Origin of the sequence: Streptomyces sp. 3330, assembly GCF_031456635.1 — a bacterium.
In the GTDB taxonomy this organism is placed as follows: domain Bacteria; phylum Actinomycetota; class Actinomycetes; order Streptomycetales; family Streptomycetaceae; genus Streptomyces.
Genome location: NZ_JAVDVA010000016.1, coordinates 62,910 through 83,604, shown reverse-complemented (window position 1 = coordinate 83,604; position 20,695 = coordinate 62,910). Strand labels below are relative to the sequence as shown.

20 protein-coding genes are annotated in these 20,695 nt (G+C 71.7%); 15 read left to right on the top strand and 5 right to left on the bottom strand.

The genetic code is table 11. From position 1 onward, the window contains the following. The first annotated feature begins 374 nt into the window (after positions 1 to 374). Genes J2X68_RS25360 through J2X68_RS25335 form a run of 6 tightly spaced genes read left to right on the top strand, consistent with a single transcriptional unit; the run spans position 375 to position 5,762 of the window. Complete coding sequence (locus J2X68_RS25360) at positions 375 to 1,955, top strand: ATP-binding protein (protein ID WP_310434879.1); 1,581 nt, start codon at positions 375 to 377, stop codon at positions 1,953 to 1,955. Next, positions 1,952 to 2,359, top strand: coding sequence for a roadblock/LC7 domain-containing protein (locus J2X68_RS25355; protein WP_020126464.1), 408 nt, complete (start codon positions 1,952 to 1,954; stop codon positions 2,357 to 2,359). The genes J2X68_RS25360 and J2X68_RS25355 overlap by 4 nt, the downstream gene beginning before the upstream one ends. Further along, a complete protein-coding gene (locus J2X68_RS25350) occupies positions 2,356 to 2,703 on the top strand; it encodes a DUF742 domain-containing protein (protein ID WP_307167251.1) in 348 nt (115 codons plus the stop codon). The genes J2X68_RS25355 and J2X68_RS25350 overlap by 4 nt, the downstream gene beginning before the upstream one ends. Beyond that, the gene (locus J2X68_RS25345) at positions 2,684 to 3,310 is read left to right on the top strand and encodes a GTP-binding protein (protein WP_399040789.1); all 627 of its coding nucleotides are present in this window, start codon (positions 2,684 to 2,686) and stop codon (positions 3,308 to 3,310) included. The genes J2X68_RS25350 and J2X68_RS25345 overlap by 20 nt, the downstream gene beginning before the upstream one ends. Further along, positions 3,307 to 4,524: a cytochrome P450 gene (locus tag J2X68_RS25340; RefSeq protein WP_310434878.1), complete on the top strand. Its 1,218-nt coding sequence runs from the start codon at positions 3,307 to 3,309 to the stop codon at positions 4,522 to 4,524. The genes J2X68_RS25345 and J2X68_RS25340 overlap by 4 nt, the downstream gene beginning before the upstream one ends. Before the next feature lie 2 nt (positions 4,525 to 4,526). Then, the gene (locus tag J2X68_RS25335) at positions 4,527 to 5,762 is read left to right on the top strand and encodes a cytochrome P450 (RefSeq protein ID WP_310434877.1); all 1,236 of its coding nucleotides are present in this window, start codon (positions 4,527 to 4,529) and stop codon (positions 5,760 to 5,762) included. A 194-nt stretch (positions 5,763 to 5,956) separates the two neighbouring features. On the opposite strand, the gene J2X68_RS25330 is transcribed toward J2X68_RS25335, so the two are convergent. Then, complete coding sequence (locus J2X68_RS25330) at positions 5,957 to 7,366, bottom strand: MFS transporter (RefSeq protein ID WP_310434876.1); 1,410 nt, start codon at positions 7,364 to 7,366, stop codon at positions 5,957 to 5,959. Between the two features lie 375 nt (positions 7,367 to 7,741). Here J2X68_RS25330 and J2X68_RS25325 point away from each other — a divergent pair, with 375 nt between their 5' ends. The 3 genes from J2X68_RS25325 to J2X68_RS25315 all read left to right on the top strand — a co-directional run bounded on the left by J2X68_RS25325 (position 7,742) and on the right by J2X68_RS25315 (position 10,059). Further along, positions 7,742 to 8,518 carry a 2-phosphosulfolactate phosphatase gene (locus J2X68_RS25325; RefSeq protein ID WP_310434875.1) on the top strand — a complete coding sequence of 259 codons (777 nt, stop codon included), beginning with the start codon at positions 7,742 to 7,744 and terminating at the stop codon, positions 8,516 to 8,518. Beyond that, positions 8,476 to 8,943, top strand: a complete 468-nt coding sequence (locus J2X68_RS25320; RefSeq protein WP_310434874.1) for a hypothetical protein — start codon at positions 8,476 to 8,478, stop codon at positions 8,941 to 8,943. The genes J2X68_RS25325 and J2X68_RS25320 overlap by 43 nt, the downstream gene beginning before the upstream one ends. A 342-nt stretch (positions 8,944 to 9,285) precedes the next feature. Continuing rightward, positions 9,286 to 10,059, top strand: a complete 774-nt coding sequence (locus J2X68_RS25315; protein ID WP_310434873.1) for a maleylpyruvate isomerase family mycothiol-dependent enzyme — start codon at positions 9,286 to 9,288, stop codon at positions 10,057 to 10,059. A 200-nt stretch (positions 10,060 to 10,259) separates the two neighbouring features. Here J2X68_RS25315 and J2X68_RS25310 read toward each other — a convergent pair whose 3' ends face one another. After that, on the bottom strand, positions 10,260 to 10,598 hold the full coding sequence (locus J2X68_RS25310) for a nuclear transport factor 2 family protein (protein WP_310434872.1): 339 nt from the start codon (positions 10,596 to 10,598) through the stop codon (positions 10,260 to 10,262). Between the two features lie 246 nt (positions 10,599 to 10,844). Between J2X68_RS25310 and J2X68_RS25305 the strand changes: the two genes are divergently transcribed. Next, on the top strand, positions 10,845 to 11,372 hold the full coding sequence (locus J2X68_RS25305; protein ID WP_310434871.1) for a hypothetical protein: 528 nt from the start codon (positions 10,845 to 10,847) through the stop codon (positions 11,370 to 11,372). Between the two features lie 651 nt (positions 11,373 to 12,023). Here the strand turns inward: J2X68_RS25305 and J2X68_RS25300 are convergent. Then, positions 12,024 to 12,392 carry an STAS domain-containing protein gene (locus tag J2X68_RS25300; protein ID WP_310434870.1) on the bottom strand — a complete coding sequence of 123 codons (369 nt, stop codon included), beginning with the start codon at positions 12,390 to 12,392 and terminating at the stop codon, positions 12,024 to 12,026. Between the two features lie 168 nt (positions 12,393 to 12,560). On the opposite strand from J2X68_RS25300, the gene J2X68_RS25295 reads away from it, so the two are divergent. From J2X68_RS25295 to J2X68_RS25285, 3 genes are all read left to right on the top strand, one after another. After that, positions 12,561 to 13,034 carry an ATP-binding protein gene (locus J2X68_RS25295; protein ID WP_399040783.1) on the top strand — a complete coding sequence of 158 codons (474 nt, stop codon included), beginning with the start codon at positions 12,561 to 12,563 and terminating at the stop codon, positions 13,032 to 13,034. A gap of 350 nt (positions 13,035 to 13,384) precedes the next feature. Further along, positions 13,385 to 14,668, top strand: coding sequence for an MFS transporter (locus J2X68_RS25290; RefSeq protein ID WP_310434868.1), 1,284 nt, complete (start codon positions 13,385 to 13,387; stop codon positions 14,666 to 14,668). A 222-nt stretch (positions 14,669 to 14,890) separates the two neighbouring features. Next, positions 14,891 to 15,517: a class I SAM-dependent methyltransferase gene (locus J2X68_RS25285; RefSeq protein ID WP_310434867.1), complete on the top strand. Its 627-nt coding sequence runs from the start codon at positions 14,891 to 14,893 to the stop codon at positions 15,515 to 15,517. Positions 15,518 to 15,716: 199 nt separating this feature from the next. Here the strand turns inward: J2X68_RS25285 and J2X68_RS25280 are convergent, their stop codons facing one another. Together J2X68_RS25280 and J2X68_RS25275 are read right to left on the bottom strand one after the other, a co-directional pair. Continuing rightward, entirely contained in the window at positions 15,717 to 16,832 is a 1,116-nt protein-coding gene (locus J2X68_RS25280) for an FAD-dependent monooxygenase (RefSeq protein ID WP_310434866.1), read from the bottom strand. Between the two features lie 262 nt (positions 16,833 to 17,094). Further along, entirely contained in the window at positions 17,095 to 18,066 is a 972-nt protein-coding gene (locus J2X68_RS25275) for a Clp protease N-terminal domain-containing protein (RefSeq protein ID WP_310434865.1), read from the bottom strand. A gap of 68 nt (positions 18,067 to 18,134) precedes the next feature. Between J2X68_RS25275 and J2X68_RS25270 the strand changes: the two genes are divergently transcribed. After that, positions 18,135 to 18,494: an excisionase gene (locus J2X68_RS25270; RefSeq protein ID WP_310434864.1), complete on the top strand. Its 360-nt coding sequence runs from the start codon at positions 18,135 to 18,137 to the stop codon at positions 18,492 to 18,494. A gap of 689 nt (positions 18,495 to 19,183) precedes the next feature. Further along, positions 19,184 to 20,536 (top strand): phosphatase PAP2 family protein, encoded by a 1,353-nt coding sequence (locus tag J2X68_RS25265; RefSeq protein WP_310434863.1) that lies wholly within the window; start codon positions 19,184 to 19,186, stop codon positions 20,534 to 20,536. Positions 20,537 to 20,695 lie beyond the last annotated feature (159 nt).

The window sequence follows — 20,695 nt, the reverse complement described above, 5'->3', positions numbered from 1 at the left end:
CGACGTGCCGCGTGGGCGGCGAAGGGGAGGGGGAGTCCGACGGCGTCCTCCTGGGCCGGGTCGCGCGGCCCGGTCGAGGACGCATCTGCGGTGCCCGCCCCGCTCCGCCTCTTGTCACACGACTCGCACAGTCCGCGCAAAGAATGTCTGGTCAGCGGGGGCAGAAGGGCGTCGAGTCGAGCCCTCCCGCACCCGCATTCCGCTGCGCTCGAGGGGGAGTTTGCGAACTGTGCTGGTCGAACACTGTTCGGCGTGATCGAAACTCTCGTATAGTGACGCCCGGTTGATCACCGACTACAGACTTCTGAGCACTATCTGCCCCTTAGGACAACACAAGGGTCGCGTTCACGAGCGGCCACCCGAGGACCTGAGCGATGACCGCGCCCGCCCCTTCCGGCGACCGATCCACCCTACGTTCGCTGCTGCCCCTACCCTTGCTGACCGCTGCCCTGTCCGCCCTTGCCGTCGTATGGGCCGTCACCTCCGTACCCGCGTCGGCACAGGCGCTCGTGGGCTCCGGCGGCGCCGTCGCCGCCGTCCTGCTGTGCGCGGCCGTCACCGTCGCCGTGCACGCGCGGCGCACCGCGCGCTCCGTACGTGCCGCGCTGCGGACGGCGACCGCCGAAGCCGAGCGGGCCGCCCAGGAACGCGACCTCCAGGCGGAGCGATGGCGCCGCGAACACCAGCGGCACACCGACGCCACCGCACACGAACGCGCCCGGCTCGCCGAGGAGTTCACCCGGGAGCGCGCCGTGCGCGCCCAGGAGACCGAGGCCGAACGGGTCCGGCTCGCGGCCGAGGTCCGCAGGCTCTCCGCGCAACTCGAACGCGCCGTCGGAGACCGCGACACCGCGATCGCCGCGACCGCCAACGCCGCGGCCAGGATGCAGGCGCTGGCCACCGGCACCCTGGCCGACCTGCGCGCCATGGAGGAACGGCACAGCGACGAGGACGTCCTCGCCGACCTGCTGCACCTGGACCACCGCACCGCGCAGGCGGGCCGACTCGCCGACTCCGTCGCCGTCCTCACCGGCGCGCGTTCGGGGCGCCGTTGGGCACGCCCCATCTCCATGGAGTCCGTCCTGCGCGGCGCCATGGGCCGGATCAGCGGCTACCAGCGGATCCGCCTGCACTCCGTCAGCGACACCGCGGTGGCCGGGCACGCGGCCGAGGGCGTCATGCACGCGCTCGCCGAAGTGCTGGACAACGCCGCCAACTTCTCGCCCCCCAACGCCGAAGTGCACGTCTACGTCGAGGAAGTACCGGCGGGCGCCATCGTCTCGGTCGAGGACAGCGGGCTCGTCATGAGCGACGTCCAGCTGCGCCGCGCCGAACAGGCCGTCTCCGGCGACGCGGGCGGACTCGGCGGTCTCACCGGCACCCGGCTCGGCCTCGCCGTGGTGGGACGCCTCTCGCGCAAGCACGGCATGAAGGTGTCCTTCCGGCCCTCCGCGCGGGGCGGCACCGGTGTGCTCATGCTCATCCCCCAGGAGATCCTCACGGCGGCGCCGTCCCCCGTGCGGCGCCCGGCGGACCCGCCCGCGCGCAACACCCCGGCGCGCACCCTGCCGGCGGACCTCGGGAGGCCCGCCCCCGCCGAAGTCGCCCCGGCTCCCGAGGAGGTCACGCCGCAGGAGACCGGTGCGGACGCCCCGCAGACGGGTGACGGGCTGCCCAAGCGCCGGCGCGGCCGCACCCTGGCCGCCGCGGAGAGCGCCCGCGCCGCCGCGCAGAGCGCCGAGCGCCGCACGGACCCGCCCGAGGACATCCGGGTCCGCGCCAACCGCTTCGGCGCCTTCCGCCAGGCGGTGCGCGCCGCAGGTCCGGCGGAGCGCACAGGCGGGCACCCGCTGCCGGCCGACCCCGACGACTCGCACGCCACGCCGTCCCCGCAGACCGAGACGGCGCCCGGCAGTCCCACCCCCTCGCACCCGGAAGGCGACACCACCTCATGACCGGCACGACCACCGCCGACGAGAAGCTCACCTGGCTCATAGAAGGACTCCTTGAGCGCACCCCGGGCGCCCGGCACGCCCTCGTGCTCTCCCGGGACGGGCTGAAGCTGTGCCGTACCCCGGAACTGACGGTCGACCAGGCCGACCAGCTCGCCGCCATCGCCGCCGGCATCCAGTCGCTGTCGCACGGCGCCTCGGTCGAGTTCGGCGACGGCAGCGGGGGCGTGCGCTCCTCGATGACCGAGTTCTACGGCGGGACGCTGTTCATCGTGGAGGCCGGTGAGGGCGCGCACCTGGCCGTGGTCACCACCGAGGAGGCCGAACCCGGGCTCGTCGGGCACAACATGAGCGAGCTGGTGGAACAACTCGGCGAGCACCTGACGGCCCCGCCTCGCACGGCGTGAAGCGCCCCGGCAGGGACGACGCCCCCGACCGGCTGTACACCCTCACCGGGGGACGCAGCCGCTCGGGGCCCGACAGTCCTTTCGACCTGGTGACGCTGGTGGTGGCCGAGAGCGACCCCACCGTCGGCATGCAGTCCGAGCACGCGGCGGTCCTGCGACTGGCGCAGGCGCCCACCGCCGTGGTGGAGGTCGCCGCCGAGCTGGGGCTTCCGGTGAGCATCACCAAGATCCTGCTGTCCGACCTGCTCGCCGCGGGCCGGGTCAGCGCCCGCCACCCCCGCAACTCAGCCCTTCCCGATCCCGACGTCTTGGAGCAGGTGCTCGTTGGACTCCGCAACCTCTGACGTGCGCACCCCCTTGGGTGCCACCGCCGACAACGGTCTCAAGATCGTCGTCGTGGGCGGCTTCGGCGTCGGAAAGACGACCATGGTCCGTTCGGTCAGCGAGATCCGTCCCCTCAACACCGAGGAGACGATGACGAGGGCCGGCGAGGCGGTCGACGACATCAGCGAGATCCGCGGCAAGACCGCGACCACCGTGGCCTTCGACTTCGGCCGGATCACCCTCGACGCGCGCAACGTGCTGTACCTCTTCGGCGCGCCCGGCCAGGAACGCTTCTGGTTCCTCTGGGACCGGCTGTTCTCCGGAACCCTCGGCGCGGTCGTCCTGGTCGACACCCGGCGCATCGACGACTCCTGGTACGCGATCGACCGTCTGGAGCGCCACGGCACGCCGTTCATCGTGGCCTGCAACGACTTCGGCGGCGCCCGCCACGCGCACAGCGACGTCCGCGAGGCCCTCGACCTCGATCCGCAGGTGCCCCTGATCGACTGCGACGCCCGCACCCGGGAGTCCAGCAAGCAGGTCCTCATCACGCTCGTCCAGCACATCCAGAGCCGGTACGCCGGGCAGAGGGCCCACACCGCCGCTTCACCACGGGAGTTCGTGTGAGCACCGACGCCGTTCCGCTCAGCGGTCCGCGCTTCCAGACCGAACCCGCCAGGCTGTACCGGGAGATGCGGGCGCAGCACGGCGCCGTCACCCCCGTCCTGCTGGACGGCGGGGTCCCGGCCTGGCTCGTCCTCGGCTACCGCGAACTGCACCAGGTCACGGGCGATCCCGTCCTCTTCAGCCGCGACTCGGAGTTGTGGAACCAGTGGGACACGATCCCGGGCGACTGGCCCCTGCTGCCGATGATCGGCCGCAAGCAGCCGTCGATCCTCTACACCGTCGGTGAGCGGCACCGCGAACGGGCCGCGATGATCAGCAACGCCCTGGAGGCGAGCGACCCGACCCGGCTGCGCCGCCACGCCGAGCGGTTCGCCGACGAGCTGATCGACGGGCTGTGCGCCGAGGGAACCGCCGATCTCATCGGCCAGTACGCCATGCTGCTGCCCGTGCGTGTCCTGGCGCAGCTGTACGGCTTCTCCGACGAGGACGGCCCCGGCCTCGTCACCGCGCTCAACGACATGATCGACGGCCGGGAGCGGGCGCTCGCCGGACAGAGCCATCTGGCGTCCTCGATGGGCGAGTTGCTCGCCGCCCGCCGGGCCGCGCCCGCCGACGACGTCGTCTCCCGCATGCTGGCCGACCCCGGTGGCTTCACCGACGAGGAGATCGCCCAGGACCTCATGGTGATGATGGCGGCCGGGCACCAGCCGACCGCCGACTGGATCGGCAACTCGCTGCGGCTGATGCTCACCGACGGCCGGTTCGCCGCCTCGCTCTTCGGCGGCCGCAACAGCGTCGCGGAGGCGATGAACGAGGTGCTCTGGGAGGACACTCCCAGCCAGAACGTCGCCGGGCGCTGGGCGTCGCGGGACACCCACCTCGGCGGGCAGCACATCCGGGCCGGGGACCTGCTCCTGCTCGGCCTCCAGGCAGCCAACTCCGACCCCCAGGTGCGTCCCGTCGGAAACGATCTCACCGGCGGCAACAACGCCCACTTCTCCTTCGGCCACGGCGAGCACCGCTGTCCCTTCCCGGCCCAGGAGGTCGCCGAGGTGATCGCCCGGACGGGGATCGAGGTCGTCCTGGACCGGCTGCCCGACATCGACCTCGACGTCCCGGCCGACTCCCTGACCCGCCGCCCGTCGCCCTGGCTGCGCGGGCTGACGGAACTGCCCGTGCGGTTCACACCCACCCCTGCCCTGGGAGGCAACTGATCATGACGTCCGGAACCGAAGAGCTGCGGATTCCCCTGGATCCGTTCGTCACCGACCTCGACGGGGAGAGCGCCAAGCTGCGGGCGGCGGGCCCGCTGGCCGCGGTCGAACTGCCCGGCGGCGTCCCGGTGTGGGCCGTCACCCGGCACGCCGAGGCCAAGGCGCTGCTGACGGACCCCAGGCTGGTCAAGGACATCGACGTGTGGGGCGCCTGGCAGCGCGGCGAGATCCCGCCCGACTGGCCCCTGATCGGGCTGGCCAACCCCGGCCGCTCCATGCTGACCGTGGACGGCGCCGACCACCGCCGGATGCGCGGCCTCGTCGCCCAGGCACTCACCCCGCGCCGGGTGGAGGCATTGCGGGAGCGGATCACGGAGCTCACCACGCGGCTCCTGGACCGGCTGCCCACGGACGCCGACGTGATCGACCTCAAGGCGGAGTTCGCCTACCCGCTGCCCATGTACGTCGTCGCCGACCTCATGGGCATCGAGGAGGGCCGGCTGCCGCGCCTGAAGGAGCTGTTCGAGAAGTTCTTCTCCACCCAGACGCCGCCCGCGGAGGTCGTCGCCACCCTCGTCGAACTGGCGGGGATCATGACCGAGACGGTCGCCGCCAAGCGTGCCGAGCCCGGCGACGACCTGACCAGCGCGCTCATCCTCGCCTCGGAGGACGGTGACCGGCTCACCGACGAGGAGATCGTCTCCACCCTCCAGCTCATGGTCGCCGCCGGCCACGAGACCACCATCGGGCTGATCGTCAACGCCGTCGTGAACCTTTCCACCCACCCCGACCAGCGGGCCCTGGTCCTGTCGGGTGAGGCGGACTGGTCCGCAGTGATCGAGGAGACCCTGCGCTGGTCGACGCCGACGTCGCACGTGCTGATCCGGTTCGCGACGGAGGACGTGCCGGTCGGCGACCGGGTCATCCCGGCGGGCGACGCGCTCATCGTCTCCCACGGCGCGATAGGCCGTGACGAGGAGGCGCACGGCCCCTCGGCGGGCGACTTCGACATCACCCGTGAGATCCGCACCCGGCACATCTCCTTCGGTCACGGCCCGCACGTCTGCCCCGGTGCCGCCCTGTCCCGCCTGGAGGCGGGCGTGGCGCTGCCCGCGCTGTACGCCCGCTTCCCCGGACTGGACCTGGCGGTGTCCGCGTCGGCCCTGCGCAACAAGCCGGTGGTGACCCAGAACGACCTCTACGAGCTCCCGGTGCGGCTCACCCCCTCCACCGTCTGAGGCGCTCTCGAGCGGCACTTCGCCACCCGTGCATCCGTACGGCCGCGATGTGCGGAAGAGGCAGGTGACGAGCTCCCGTCCCGTGACCCCCGAGCCGGGACGGGAGCCGTTCCGGCCGGCTCGGGCACGAGCCGCCCGGGCTGCGGAGCCGGGCGCATGCCCTGCTCCCCAGCGACCCGCGCGCCACGGGAAGGTCACCCGGCCCCGGAAGGCCCCGGGGGAGTCCCACGGCGAGGATCCGGTGCTTCCTCCCGGCCGTCCGAGTCCGCGGGAACCGGGCCGGCCGCCGGGCGGTCCTCGACGCGACGGCGAGCCCGGACGGGGGCAGGAAGCTCCTTTCCCAGGCGCGCCAGAGGGGACAGAGCCATCAGCGCGGGGGACGCCATCATGCCGACGGCCGTCACCAGGAGGCCGGTGCGCAACCCGCACTCCGCGGCGAGGAATCCGCCGAGCAGAGAGCCGAGCGGGGTCAGCCCCATCCCCACGAACGTGATCGTCGCGGCCGCGCGGCCCTGCATGTCGTCCGGAGTGAGCGCCTGCCGGACGGCCATGACCGTGACGTTCACCAGCTGACCGCCGGCCCCGAACACGAGGTTGACCGCCAGGAGCACGGGGACGGTCACCGCGGCGGAGCCGTGCAGCGCGGGCACACACAGGAACGCGCCGTCGCCGAGTGCCGCCCCGGACATGAGCACCACGCCATGACCGAACCGGCTCGGCAGCCGGGCGGCCAGCACGGAGCCAAGGAGCGCGCCGGGCCCCATCGCCGCCATCGCCAACCCGACCACGGCGCCCGGCAGTTGCAGTTCCCGTGGCAGGAACAGCAGATAGACGGTCATCATGGCGGCGAAGGAGAACTGGAAGGCGGCCGAGGCGAGGCACAGGGTGCGCAACGACTTCTCGCCGACGACGAATCGGAGCCCCGCACGGATCCGGCGGCCCATGGGGCGAGTCCGGCCCGAGGGCTCCGGGACCGACTCGCTCCGACGGATCCGCCGGAGCGACAGGAACGACAGCGCGAAGAACAGCGCGCCGGAGGCGGCCGCGATCGGCACCGACAGCAGGGACACCAGCGCGCCGCCGAGAGCGGGACCGCCGATCTGCGCCGCGGACCGGCTGCCCTCGAGCGCGCTGTTGCCCCGCACCCACTGATCAGGCGTCACCAGCCGTACGACGGCGACCTGGTAGGCCACGTCGAAGAAGACGGACAGCGCCCCGACCGCGATGGCGACCACGAGCAGCGCGGGCAGACCGAGCCCGCCGAGGAGGCCGGCGAGGGCTGCGGCGCCCAGCGCCAGGGCCCGGCCCGCGTCCGTGCACACCATCACCGTGCGGGTACGCCACCTGTCCACCCACGCGCCGACGAAGAGCGAGAGCAACAGGATCGGCGCCTGCCCCACCGCGCGGAGGAGGCCCAACTGCCCGGCGTCGGCGTCGAGGGCGAGAACGGCGAAGAGCGGCAGAATCACCAGGGTCGCGTGTTCGCCGAACTGGGAGGCCGTCTGACCCACCCAGAGCCTGCGGAAGTCGCCGTCCCGCCACAGGCTCGGCGGAGCAGGCCGAACGGAACCGGACGCAGCGGAAGTTGAGGAAGCGGACGGCACAGGGGCCCCTTGGATCGCCGACTACGAGACCCGCCACCGGGCGCACCAGGGGCGCACCTGCGGTCGGAGCGGGAAGGCTCGCTGTGCCGCACAGTCAAGGGCGGCACGCGATGACGGGCCGATGCCGGCCCACCACGTCAACGCGCGCCCGGACGACCGATCATCTCTTCTCCTCGTGGGTCACTCGCCGCCCTCGCACCCTAGTCCCCGGCGGTCGGACGCGGAGGATGATCGGCCGGGATTCGGACGGCCGAGGCCGCACCGGGCGGCCCACACCCGTGGGTGACGCCCGCCGCGTCTCGGCCCCGGAACCGTCGGTGTGACGCGCGACACTCTCCGGGTGTTCCGGGTCGGGGATGCGCGACCATGACCGGAATGGACGCTCGATTCCTCGGCATCCCCGAGCTGGCCGAAGCCCCGTCCGTCGCGGTCGTGGTCGACGTCATGCGCGCGTTCACCGTCGCTGCCTGGGCCTTCGCCCAGGGCGCGGAGAAGATCGTTCTCGCCGGGTCGCTGGACGAGGCCTTGGCGCTCAAGGCCCGCCACCCGGACTGGGTGACGCTCAAGGACGGTCCGCCCGCACCCGGGTTCGACACCGTCAACTCCCCGGGCCTGCTGCGGTCTCTCGACCTCGGCGGACGGACCGTCGTGCAGAAGACCACGGCGGGGACGGTCGGCGCCCTGGCGGTCAAGGACGCGCCGCTGGTGCTGTGCGCCGCGTTCGTCGTGGCGGAGGCGACGGCCCGGCTCCTGCGGGCGCGCGCGAGTGACAGCGTCACGTTCGTGGTCACCGGCGAGGACGGACGGGCAGACGAAGACCTGGCGTGTGCCCAGTACATCGCCGGGCGGACCACCGAGGCCGCGACGGACGCCGCCGGGTTCCTCCGCCGCGCCGCCGCGTCGCGCGCCGCCGCCGAACTGGCCCAGGGGGTGCGGCAAGGGGTCCATCCCGATGACGTCGCGCTCTGCCTCGAGGCCGACCGGTTCCCCTTCGCCATGGTGGCGACCCTGGAGGGTTCGCTCATGGTCCTGCGCCCGCACCCGATGCCTTCGCCGACGGCATGGGCGTGGAGAGGCGCCTCCGCAGTCCGGCGTGGCAGCATGCGGCAATGGTCTTTCGACACCCCGACGGCGACTACGCCATCACCGTGATGTACTCCGTGCCCGACGACGCCTGGTATCTGGAACTCGATCTCGTCGCCGGGCGACGGACTCTCATGACCGCGATCGTCCCCGACGAGGATCCGGCACGGGACCCGACGGTGTGTTTCGACCCGCACGCAGGGCACGCTGACGTCCCGTACGAGGTCATGCGCTGGTTCATGCACCAGGTCGATGAAGAGATCCGTACCTCCCGTGCCTGGATGCGGCTGAGACCGGAGCTCGTCGAGATCATCCACCGACTCCGGCAGGAGCATTCGGGCGTCATCGACGATGACGAGTTTCCCCAGGTTCTGGCGGACGTGCGCACCACGGTCCCGGAGGAAGACCTTCCCGCCGTCCTGGAGGCCGCCTTCGGCAGAAAGCCGGACGGCACCACCATGGTCCACCCGCAGACGCCCCAGTCCGAGGCATGAAGACGTGTCAAGGAGACAGGTCTGGACTCCCGTTGCACTCCGCCGGCGCCGCAGGGCCGCAGGGCCGCAGGGCCGCACACACTCCGCAGGCCGCTCACCTCGGTCGGCGGTGCGGATGGCGGGGAGCGGCTTCGGCGGTCAAGGGGCGTGTCGGCAGCGGGCGTTGTGGTCGCGCTGGTGCTCTCGGCCCGGACGGTGGGTCCCGGTAGCGGCCGAAGTCGCCGTCGGTGAGCCGCGAGGAGCTGCAGGACGGCTTCGGCGTCGGCGTTCCGCCCGGCCGTCGGCACGTCCGTTCGACAAATTCGCTACCCGGGGCTTGGAACGCCGTGATACACAACCGCAGTGCACAACATCTTGGAGTTTCCCGAGGTCCTGCGGCTGATCGAAGACCGCTCGGCCGCGTTCCGCGCGGCGATCGCGTCCGTCTCCGACCTTGACGTCCAGGTCCCGACCTGCCCGGACTGGACGCTGCGCGAACTGGCGCAGCACCTCGGTGACGGCCGCCGCCGTCAGGCCGCCATCGTCGCGGCGGGCCCGGGCGCCGAGCCCCCGGCGAGGACGGACCCGAAGGGCGCACCGACCGCGCCCCGCGACCGTGAAGCCCTGGACGCCTGGCTCGCCGAGTCGACCGAGCTCATGCTCGACGCGATGCGCGAGGCCGGCCCGGACCGCGGCTGCTGGACCTGGTGGGGCCGCTCGCAGGCCCCGGAGACCAGCGGAGCCGTCGCCCGGCACCAGATCCAGGAGATCGCCGTCCACACCTACGACGTCCAGCTCACCCAGGGCACCGCGCAGCCGCTGCCGACGGACGTCGCGGTCGAGGGCGTCGACGAGTTCCTGACGACCGTCTCGGCGACGAACGTCCCCTGGCCGTTCCAGCCGGCGACCATCGACCTGCACGCGACCGAGGGCCGCTCCTGGCGCCTGACCCTCGACGCCGACGGCGTGCGCTGCGACGACCTCGCCGCCGACGCGGAGCCGGGCGACATGGCGATGCGAGGCGCGGCGAGCGAACTGGTCCTCTACTTCTACGAGCGCGTCCCGCTCGACGGCCTGGAGACCACCGGCGACACGGAGCCGATGGAGCAGCTCGCAGAGTGGGACCCGAACGCGTAGAACGCGCACGGGTGACGCAACTGCCGGTGGCACCCGCGCTCCTGCGGGCGCCACTGGCCCGCGGTCACGGACGTGCCGCGGCTGCGGGCCGGTTGCCCACAGCGAACAGCGTCAGTCCGACAAGGGCGTTGGCCCGCCGGTTACGCCCGTTTGCCGATCCGGGCGGCGGGGACTGTGACACCGGAGGTTCGCCGGTCTCGTCACACCGTGCCGCCGAAGAAGACCTGGACCTCCCGGATGAGTCCGTCCCGGACGGTGATCGCCTCCACGTTGCGATACCTGCCGCCCGTCGTGAGCTCATACGCGTACTGGACGAAGACGACCTCGTCGTCGGCGGGGATGACGTGCAGCAACCGCTGCTCCCTGAACCGGTCGGCGGTCGGGAAACAGAGCTCGAAGAACGCCGCCTTGTCGATGTGATCGTCCTGTGGACTCGTGAACGTGAAGTCGGCGGCGTAGAGAGGGAAGGCCGCGTCGCGGTCCTGTGACCTGTAGTACCGAAACGCCGCTTCCACGATTGCCGTCGGGCTGTCGATCATTCGGGCTCCTCGGTCGGCGGCCGGCCCTGTTCTGCCACCGTATATCCATGCTGCATGGTCTTCCATCGGTGCGAGGTCAGGGGACCCGTCCGAGGTTCACGTCACCGCGCCCGGGCAGGCGGGCACGGATCATCAACGCCGGCCGCAGGCGTGCAACACGGCGATGTGCCCGCGTGTCCGCCTGGCCGAGCGGTGCGTGGCTTCCCTCGGCGATGCGTGGAACGATCACTCTGGCAGGATGCCCGCATGGGGAACACACAGGCTTGGCCCGTGCTGCGGAGCACGGACCTCGATGAGGCGTTGACGCTCGCGGAGAGGCTGCTGTCGGTCGCGTCCTGGTACGACCCCGAGGGGTGCTACCTGGATGCGTGGGCGCACGACGACGCCCAACTGCGGCGCCTGACCGAAAGCGCTCCGACGGCGAACGTCAGGTGGTACGGAGCACCCGGTGACGGGCCACGTGCGAGTGTGAGTCAGCCCGCCCCGACCGTGGCGCAGGCAGGCGATGCCTTGAAGACCTGGGCGGGCATCACCAGGTGCTACCTCCTCTGGCACGACATGAAGTGGCCCGCCGTGCCGGAACTCGGGCTGGGCGAGGAGTACAAGTACGCCGAGTTGCAGGTCGCGTGCAACAGCCACACGATCCACTGCGAGGAGTGGGCGCCCGAGCACACCGTATTCATCCACGCGCGACCCGGGCATGACGAGCGTGCCGCATGGCTGGCGGCCGAGGTCGGCGCCCAAGTGGTCGGTCCCCCTGAGTTCGGGTGGTAGTTCGCCGGGCCCGACTCGCCCCAGCCCCTTTCATGAGCGGGCCGGGTGGAACGTACTTCCACGCCCTCGTGGGCACCGCCCTGCGCTGACCCCGGAACCCCACAGGACCGTCTCGCACCGGCCGGACGCGAATCGCCGCACGCGCGACACGGAATGCGGGCTGCACACAGTTCCGGGAGACCGCATAACCCTCCGAAGCCGAGGGGTCTGCCTGCGGGCGTCGCGGCGCCGTACGACTGTGCGGTACGACTCCGCAGTGCGACCGCTGCCCAGGACGCCTGTCACCTGCGAGGCGGCCGAGATCCGTACCCACGGGGACTCTGTGTGCTCTCACGCGCTCAGCGAACGCCGCTATTGGCGGGCCGGAGTGCGTGTGAGCGGGGATGCGAGGGCGACTCGGCAGGGGAGGGGTTGGGCAGACAGCCTCTCGGGCTCTTCGCCGACCATGGACGGCGAAGAGCCGCTCGGCCTGCCGCGCACCATGAGATCGCCGCGTCGATCCGGGCTCGGGTGGTTGCCGTGCGGTCCGGGGCAGGCGTACGAGGAAACAGCGTCCCGGTGAGAGCCGGCCATGACGACCTCCCGCGCGGCGGCCGAGCGGCGCCGCCGCTCGCCGCGGGAGGGTTGGCCGGGTCGGCCTCGGCAGGTCGCTCAGGTGCCGAGGGCCTGCTCGAGGGTCGGGTGGCAGGGAATGAGGGTGTCGATGCCGACCAGGCGCAGGACCTGCAGGACGGGATCCTGGGCGGCGGCGATGCGCAGCCAGCCCTCGCCGGCGCTGACAGCCTGATGGGCGGCGACGAAGACGTTGATGCCGCTGGAGTCCATGAAGGTCACGCCGCTGAGGTCCACCACTATGCGTGACGGCGGAGTCGCGCCGTCCGCACGCAGCAGGGCGTCGCCGAGGACGCTCTTGACGTCGTGGTCGATCTCTCCCCGCACCGTCACGACACGTACACCGCCGACCACGCGATGCTCGACGGAGAACCGGTCCGGCCGGTCCGCTTGCTCGATGTCGCTCACCGTCTCCTCGACTGTGCTGGTACTGCCCCGCTTCAGGGCGTGCACCGAGGATTCTGCCCCACCGCTCCGGCCAAATACACTCAGGCGGCTGTGCCGAACAACATGCCTCTGACATGTATGACGGAATCGGGGGTAGCGCGCGTAAAACGGGGAATGAGGGCGAGGCCAGTGGAATCCCATGCCGACGGTGACGGTTGTACGGCGCCGGACGAACACCTGATGCGTGCCGGGCACGCGCTGGGCGGAGACGACGGCTGCATCGCCGACGCCCGCCATCATGCCGCAGTCTTCCTGGACCAGGCCGGTGCGGAGCATCAGCTGACCGTGTCCGCACGGGCCAGGGACCTCACGCAGCTGGTGGTGAGCGAGCTGGTCACCAACGCCCGCAAGTACGCCCCCGGCCCGGTCCTGATGGAGCTTCGGCTCACCGCGCACGCCGTGGACGTCGTCGTGTGGGACAGCGATCCCACCGTTCCCTCTGCCAGGCCCGCCGATCCCGACAGAGTCGGCCAGCACGGCCTGGAGATCGTCAAGGCGGTCGCGGAGGACCTCTTCATCGAGCAGCAGCCGGTCGGCAAACGCATCACGGCCCGCATCGCCCTGGCCGACATCCCGGCGGCGACTCCGCCGCCTCCGGCCTGACCCCGCGAGCCCCGGCCCGGTATCGCGCGACGCCGGCCAGGGCTCCGTCGACCGGCCCTGACCTGACCGCCCTCTTCGCCGACGCTTCCTTTTCGCCGACGGCTCCTGCGCCGGGTGCCGACGGGCGGACACGAGACCCGTCGTCGCCCTCGACGGCGATCTCCGGGTCCTGTCCGGGTCCTGGAGGCCGCCGCTGCACGGTCGTCCGACGCGCGGGTGTCGTCGTCCGCCTCCCTCCGGGTTCTCGCGCTTCCGGGCTCGCCGTGCCGCGGTTCCGGCAGTGGATCGGCGACCGGCGGGCGCGCGCTCCGAGCCACTACGCTGATCGCTTTCGCACGGGGGAGGGTTCATTGAGGCGGCAGGTCCCGCTGGGGGAGGACTTCCGGCGATTGTGGGGCGCCTACGGGGTCAGTGCCGTGGGCAGTGCCGTCGCCATGGGGGCATTGCCGCTGGTCGCCCTCCTGGTGTTGCACTCCTCGGCGTTCCAGGTGTCGCTGCTCACCGCCCTGTCCGCCGTGGCCAGTGCGGCGATCGCCCTGCCGCTCGGCGTCCGTATCGAGCACCGGTACAAGCGTCCCGTCATGATCACCGCGGATCTGGCCCGCTGCGCGGTGCTGGTGAGCGTGCCGGTCGCTGCGGCTTTCGGCGTGCTCACCTTCGCCCAGCTGTGTGTCGTGGGCATCCTCCAGACCGCCGCGTCCGTCGCGTTCGACGCGGCGAGCGGCGCACACCTCAAGGCGCTCGTCCTGCCCGAGGACCGCCTGCGTGCCAACAGTCTGTTCGAGACCACCAACTGGATCAGCGTCAGCGCCGGGCCACCGGTCGGCGGGCTCCTGGTCGGTGTTCTGGGTCCCACCGCCGCGATGACGGCCGACGCCGCGTCGTTCCTCGGATCCGCCCTCGGCATCCGCCGTATCCGGAAGCCCGAACCGGCGCCTCCGACACCTGGCGCCGCCGCCCGCCTGGGCCATGACATCGTCGCCGGCTGGCGGTACCTCCTGCGGCATCCGGGACTGCGGGCGCTGTTCTTCAACTCCCTGCTCTTCGGCGGTTCCATCATGATGACGTCGCCGCTGATGGCCGTTCTGATGTTGCGTGACCTCGGCCTCGCGCCGTGGCAGTACGGACTCGCTCTGGGGCTGCCGTGTCTGGGTGGCGTGCTGGGTTCACGCCTGACGCCGCCGCTGACCCGGCGTTTCGGGCAACGCCGGATTCTGCTGCTGTCGGGCGTCGCACGCACCCTCTGGACGATCCTGTTGCCGCTGGCGCCGTCCGGACCCGTCGGCGTGTTCGTCATCGTGGCCGTCGATTTCGGCCTGCTCTTCGCCGCCGGCGTCTTCAACCCGTCGTTCACCACCTACCGCATGGAGGCCACCCAGGACGGGTTCATGTCCCGCGTGGCCATCTCCTGGTCGGTGGGCTCGAAGACGTGCCAGGCGGTGTTCATGATCGTCGGCGGTCTCGTCGCCGAAGCGGTGGGCGTCCGCGGCGCGCTGTTCATCGCCGGTGTGCTGTGCATGGGGAGCGCGCTCCTCCTGCCCTGGCGCGGGGAACGCGCCTCCATCGGAAGCGTTCCGGCGCCCGCGGGCGAGCCGGTCCCGCAACCGGACCCGTCCCGGGTCGACAAGCCGTGACCGAGGCCGGTCCGCGGGCGGCCGGAGGCCACCGGCAGCGGGCAGGTCACGGATCCCGGTGGCAGCCCGGCGGACGCGGTCCGCGCCCCCCGGCGGACGCGAGGCCTGCACCCCCGCCCCCCTGTACCCCGTGCCTATGACGGGAGACGCGCCCCCTGTCCCTACGATGGAAGACGCGCGATGACACCGTCCTCGCCCCGATCATGTGGAGGACCGCAGAGCATGAGCAGCCGACGCGACCGCTGGGCGGAACTGACAGGCGGACAAGCCGGAGAGGAGTACGCCCTGCGGTTCGCGCGGCTCGCGGAATCGGGCCACGACGTCCACGGTGAGGCCACCTTCTGCGACGCGCTGCTGGAGCCCGCCGCACGGGTACTCGACGCCGGCTGCGGCACCGGGCGGATCGCGATCCGGCTCGCCACGCTGGGCCACCTCTGCACGGGCGTGGACCTCGACCGCTCCATGCTCGCCGTCGCGCGACGCGACGCCCCGGAGCTGGAATGGCTCCACGGTGACCTGGCCCACTTGGACGGCCTCGATCTGGCACCCGGCTTCGACCTGACGCTCGCCGCGGGCAACGTCATCCCCTTGCTGGCCCCCGGCACCGGACCGGTGGTCGCCCGGCAACTGTCCGGCGCACTGCGTCCCGGCGGTCTGCTGGTCACCGGCATGGGACTGGACGCGGCCCACCTGCCGCTGCCGGAGCCGACCGTGACACTGACGGAGTTCGACGACTGGTGCACGGACGCCGGACTGACGCTTCGACAGCGCTTCGGTACCTGGGACGGCGCACCGTACCGACCGGAGGGCGGCTACGCCGTCAGCGTCCACTCCCGCGCCGCCGACTGAGCGCGAGGGCCTTCCACTCGCCCGGGTCGGGCCGTCCCGTCGGCTGAAGCACCGAACGCGTCGGGGTCGGGCCGGGAAGCTGCGGGGGCCGAGGGACGCGGGCCCGCCCTGCGGCTCCACCGAGGATCCGCACCGCGGGTGATCGCGTCGCCCGGTGAGGCCGGACGACCGCGAGGCCCGTGCGGTCCTGCGGTCGTCCTCAGCCCGGGCGGAAGAAGGCAAGCATCCGCTGACTCGCGTCGGGCGACGACAGGACTTCCTGGACCTGCGCGGACTGCCGACCGGCGGCCGCGGTGCGTTCGAACATCTCGCGTTCGTACTCCTCGACGGCGCCGGGAAGGTCGTCCGGGTGCGCGGCCAGTGCGAGGCCGAGCAGGGCGCCGTCGAGCAGCGCCATGTTGGCGCCCTGCCCCACCGGCGGCATCAGGTGCGCCGCGTCGCCGATCAGCGTGACGCCCGGCGTCGACGGCCAGGTCAGACCGACCGGGAGGGTGGTGATCGACCGTGGCACGATCGTGTCGTCGCAGGCCGCGATCAGGGCGGTGAACCGCGGGTCCCAGTCCGCGAACATCTCGATCAGCCGCAGCCGGGCGGCGTGCGGGTCGCCGAACGGGATGCCGCTGGTCGCGAACCAGTCCCCGGCGCAGTGGTAGAAGCTGAGGCCGACGCGTACGCAGCCGTCGCCGTTCCGCTGGGCCGACAGCGACCGTCCGTCGCCGAGCACCCAGTAGTTGCCGCGCCCCACCATCGCCGCGAGGTCGGGGTGGGTGCGGTCGATGTCCGGGATGACGAGCTCCACGACGTTCTGGCCGGTGTGCGCCGGTCGGGCGTCGGTGAGCAGCGCGCGGACCCTGGAGTTCGCGCCGTCGGCGCCGACCAGCAGGTCGTACGCCGCACTGCCGCCGTCGGCGAAGTGCAGCAGGCCGTCGCCGGCGGATGCGAACTCGTGCCCCCAGCGCACCGTGTGTGCGGGGAGGGAGTCCAGCAGCAGGTCGCGCAGATCGGCACGGTCGACCTCAGGTCGTTCGAGCGGGGCGTCGTCGGGCGTGTCCTCCTGGAGCAGCAGGGTGCCGTCCGGCTCGAGGAGGCGCAGATCCTGGCCTTCACCACGGGCGACCGCCCGGAACCGGTCGATCAGGCCGGCCTCGCGCAACGCCCGCTGCCCGGTCCCGGAGTGCAGATCGAGCATGCCGCCCTGACCGCGCGCGCCGCGCGACGGCTCCCGCTCGTACACGACGGCGTCGATGCCGTTCACGTGGAGCACGCGGGCCAGGGCCAGGCCGCCCGGTCCGGCTCCGACGACGGTGATGGTCATGGCTGCCTCCGAGGCACCGCAGCGCCTGGTCTCGGGAGATCGACATCGTCTGTTCGCGGGAGATCGATCCCTGGCGCACCCGGACCACCACCGGCGGTGCGCCGGACCGCGCAGACCGCGATCCCGGACGCGTCGGTCACCATGGTCGGAGAGGCGGGCGGGAAGATGGCCGGGAAGCCGATCGGAGAGCCGGCCTCGGTCGGGCCGACGACCGGTTCGTCGCTGCCGGACGGTGAGCCGCTCGGCAGCGACGCGGGGCGGTTCACCGGCGAAGCCTGGGCGCGAGCACCTTGCGTACGACCTCGGCCGCGCTGCTCGCGGCGGAACCGCCGTCCTCCTCGGGCTCCGGTTCCAGGACACCCTGGAGCCGCTGCAGCAGTTGGCCGGTCGCCCGCCAGAGCGGCACGAACATGCCGACCACCGGCCCGACGCCCCGGACCGGGCCGCCGGACAGCCCCGTGACCTGCTTGGCGAGCGCGACCGTCGCCGGATCCCGAAGGATCAGGTGCACCTCGTCGTCGACCAGCCGGAGTTCCATCCGTCGCGCGGCGGTCTCCTCCGGGTTCGCGTCCGTGGTGGTCTGCGGATCCAGGTCGTCGATCTTGGCGGCGACCGCGTCCGGGTCGACCCCGAGTTCGCGCAGCACCCTGGCCGCCATGCTGTTCTCCGTCCGCAGCATCGCCTCCAGCAGGTGATGGCTGCCGACCGGTGCGCCGCCGGCCAGCGCGCCGGCGATGGACACGGTGTCGTCGGTGGCAGGTGTGCCGGTCGGCCAAGGGCCGGCCGCGACATCCTCAGTTCCCTCGGTCGACGCCAGCACCGCGGCGCGGATCCCGCTGATCGGACCGATCCGCTCGGCGAGCACCTTCGCGCCGACGCCCTCACCTTCTCCGACCAGGGCGAGCAGGATGTGTTCCGTGCCGATGGAGGTGTGGTGCAGCTGCAGCGCCTCGCGCAGGGCGAGGTCCAGCGTCTTCTTCGCGCTGGGCGCGAACGGGATGTGGCCGCTCAGTTCCTGCGTGCCGGGCTTGACCAGCGCGGCGATGTCGGCCTGCGCCGTCTTCTTGTCGTACCCGAGCCGGTGCAGGACGTTCGCCGCCACCGTGTCCGGCGCGTCGAGCAGCGCCAACAGGATGTGCTCCGTGCCGATGTGGTGGTGCTTGAGCAGTCTCGCCTCCTCCTGAGCCGTGACGACGACCTTGCGGGCTTCCACCGTGAACCTCTCGAATGGCATGACTTCATGGTCCCAACCCTGTCAATACACTGCTATTGATAGGGTCACCGTGCTGAAGGGAGGGTGTGATGGAGACACCGTCGGACTGGGAGGACCGGCTCGCGCGCTGGCAGAACGAGCTGGAGCTGTTCGAGCGCCTGGACGAGACGCCGTGGGTCACGCTGGCCAAGGCGGAGGCGGAGACCGGCGTCTCCCGCTCGGCGCTGCGGTCCTGGTACCGCAACGGCGAGATCCGGTCCCGGCTGGTGGACGGCCCGAACGGACCGCAGCGCCTGGTCCAGCTGGACGCGGTGATCGAGCGCGCCGCCGCCTCACCGCGCATCCAGCGCAGGGCGGAGCGGGAAGTCAGCCTGGAAGCGCAGGTCACCCTGCTCCGGCACCGCGTCGACCAGCTCGAACTGCGGCTGGCCGCGCTGGAACGGAAGTGACCGCCGTGAGCCGCGCCGTGCCGTCGGCCCGGAACCGTGTCACCGCGGCCGGATCCGCCCGCTCGTCCGCGACCGGGGTGTAGGGACTGCCTGTACGGCCGGTCGACGGTGCTCACGTGCGCACGACGGGAACGCGTCGACGGGGGAGGCCAGGGGGCTCGTCGGTCGACGCCCTCGCGGTCCGCGCCGCCGTGAGCCGCATGAATGGCCGCGCCCCTCGTTCCTGGCCGGTGTGTGATGGCGCCCCGGTGCGTCGTCGCACGTCCTGCGGTCGAGGCCGATCCGGGCGTGGATCACGGCACTCGGCGATGGCCGTCCCGCTCGTGGTCTGTGACTGGCCTTTGCATTCGGCAGCGGTTGCGCCGCGCCTCTCGGCCGGCGCCGGACGGTAGCGGTGGCGGGTGCACGGGCCGGGTTCCGGGACGGTAAGCGCGTGCTCGACGCGTGGCCGTCTGGCGGCGTGAACCCTCGGCTTCGCCCTTGCACATATCGACGTAACCCACTCGCCCTACTCCGTTAACATGTTCGAACTCGCGACGAACGCCCCCCATGCCCGTCCCTCGCCAGGAAAAAGCGCCATCCGGCGCGATAAGTAACGTGGTCCGTCAAAATCGAGCAAATTGGTTAAGCAATTGATAAACGTAGCATTGCGGGCGCTTTCGCGAATAAAAGGCGGAACCGCGAATTCCGTGGGGCGTCATCCCCGGGCGATACTGTGGGCCACGGCCGGTGTGATCGCCCTGGGTTTTCTCGTAGCGCTGGAAAGCGCGGCGCATCGCTACGGTCTGCCGGGGCCGATGGGCAACCAGGTGGGGGAGCTGATATTCCCTCCCAAATCGGGCTCCTTGTTGTACGCCAGCCTGGCGTTGATGATGGTGGTGCTCACCTGGCGGCAACGGTTCATCGCGATCGGTGCCGCCGTCGGTATCGACGTCGTCTTCTTCCTGGTCCGCCGCGTGGCCGACGTGAAGGTGACCGAAGGCCATCCGTTCGGCAACGGCGCGTTGTGGGTGCTGCTGGGCTGTGCGGTCATCGCCGTGACGCGCCGCACGGGCAAGGAGCGCACCTTGCTGCTGAAGGGCGTCGGGCTGGGCCTGCTGCTGGTGGCCGGCCGGAAGACCGGCGACATCTGGCTGGTCATCACCTCGAAGACCCGCCCCATGGTGCTCGACCAGTACGTGGCTACCGCCGATCACGCGCTGGGCGCCCCGTCGTGGCTGGCGGGGCGGATCGTCACCGCCACCGGCTCGATCGGCTTCAATTTCCTCGACGTCGTGTACGGCCAGCTCGCGGTGGCCGCGGTGGTCATCGCGCTGTACCAGCTGCGGAACGTGGCGGTCGAGCGTCGATTCCCGGCGCACCATCTGGTCCGCACCTTCCTGGTGATCGGTCTTCTCGGGCCGGCCATCTACATGATCTTCCCGGTGGTCGGACCGGTCTTCGCCTACGGCTCCGGCGCCGAGCACTGGGCGTCGGTCAGCCTGTGGGCCCCGCACATGCCGCCCAGTGAGCCATGGGCGGTGGGCGACCTGTGGCCGGTCACGCCGTCGCCGATCGCCGTTCCGCACCCCATGCCGTTCGACGAATTCACCCCGCGCAACTGCATGCCCAGCCTGCACACGGCATGGGCGACCGCGATCTTCATCCATTCCCGGAAGGGGCCGCGGGTCCTGCGCTACGCAGGGACCTTCTGGCTGATCGCCACGCTCGCCGCAACACTCGGATTCGGCTATCACTACGGAGTGGATCTCATCGCCGGAGTGGTGTTCGTCTGCACCATCGAAGTGGCGCTGCGCGCCTTCGACCGCGGCTGGGACCGATCGGGAATGCAGCTGGCCGCCTACGGTGCGACGGTGTTCACCGCGCTCCTGTTGGCGTATCGCTTCCTGCCGGTGGAGATGGCCGAGCATCCGTGGGTGGCCGGGCCGCTTCTCGTGCTGGCGATGACCTCCGTGGTCTACGGCTACGTACGGATCACGGCGCTGTGGGAACCGAGGGCCACGCCCGCGCGGCAGCCGGAACCTCAGCCCGAACTCATCTGAGGCGCGTTCCGCCGGGAAAGGCCGCACCGGGAGCCACTCGCGCAAGGCTCGGCGGTGCCGCCCCGCCCGCGTGAGTGGCGGCGCGTGATGGCAGTGGCCCCAGCCCGCTCACCGGTAGCCCGCTCACCGGTAGCCCGCTCACCGGGGCGGGTGCCGGTG

Excerpts from the sequence above, each read along its gene's own strand:
- J2X68_RS25360 (WP_310434879.1), top strand. The coding sequence starts at position 375 with ATGACCGCGCCCGCCCCTTCCGGCGACCGATCCACCCTACGTTCGCTG.
- J2X68_RS25355 (WP_020126464.1), top strand. The coding sequence starts at position 1,952 with ATGACCGGCACGACCACCGCCGACGAGAAGCTCACCTGGCTCATAGAA.
- J2X68_RS25335 (WP_310434877.1), top strand. The coding sequence starts at position 4,527 with ATGACGTCCGGAACCGAAGAGCTGCGGATTCCCCTGGATCCGTTCGTC.
- J2X68_RS25325 (WP_310434875.1), top strand. The coding sequence starts at position 7,742 with ATGGACGCTCGATTCCTCGGCATCCCCGAGCTGGCCGAAGCCCCGTCC.
- J2X68_RS25320 (WP_310434874.1), top strand. The coding sequence starts at position 8,476 with ATGGTCTTTCGACACCCCGACGGCGACTACGCCATCACCGTGATGTAC.
- J2X68_RS25310 (WP_310434872.1), bottom strand. The coding sequence starts at position 10,598 with ATGATCGACAGCCCGACGGCAATCGTGGAAGCGGCGTTTCGGTACTAC.
- J2X68_RS25305 (WP_310434871.1), top strand. The coding sequence starts at position 10,845 with ATGGGGAACACACAGGCTTGGCCCGTGCTGCGGAGCACGGACCTCGAT.
- J2X68_RS25285 (WP_310434867.1), top strand. The coding sequence starts at position 14,891 with ATGAGCAGCCGACGCGACCGCTGGGCGGAACTGACAGGCGGACAAGCC.
- J2X68_RS25280 (WP_310434866.1), bottom strand. The coding sequence starts at position 16,832 with ATGACCATCACCGTCGTCGGAGCCGGACCGGGCGGCCTGGCCCTGGCC.
- J2X68_RS25275 (WP_310434865.1), bottom strand. The coding sequence starts at position 18,066 with ATGCCATTCGAGAGGTTCACGGTGGAAGCCCGCAAGGTCGTCGTCACG.
- J2X68_RS25270 (WP_310434864.1), top strand. The coding sequence starts at position 18,135 with ATGGAGACACCGTCGGACTGGGAGGACCGGCTCGCGCGCTGGCAGAAC.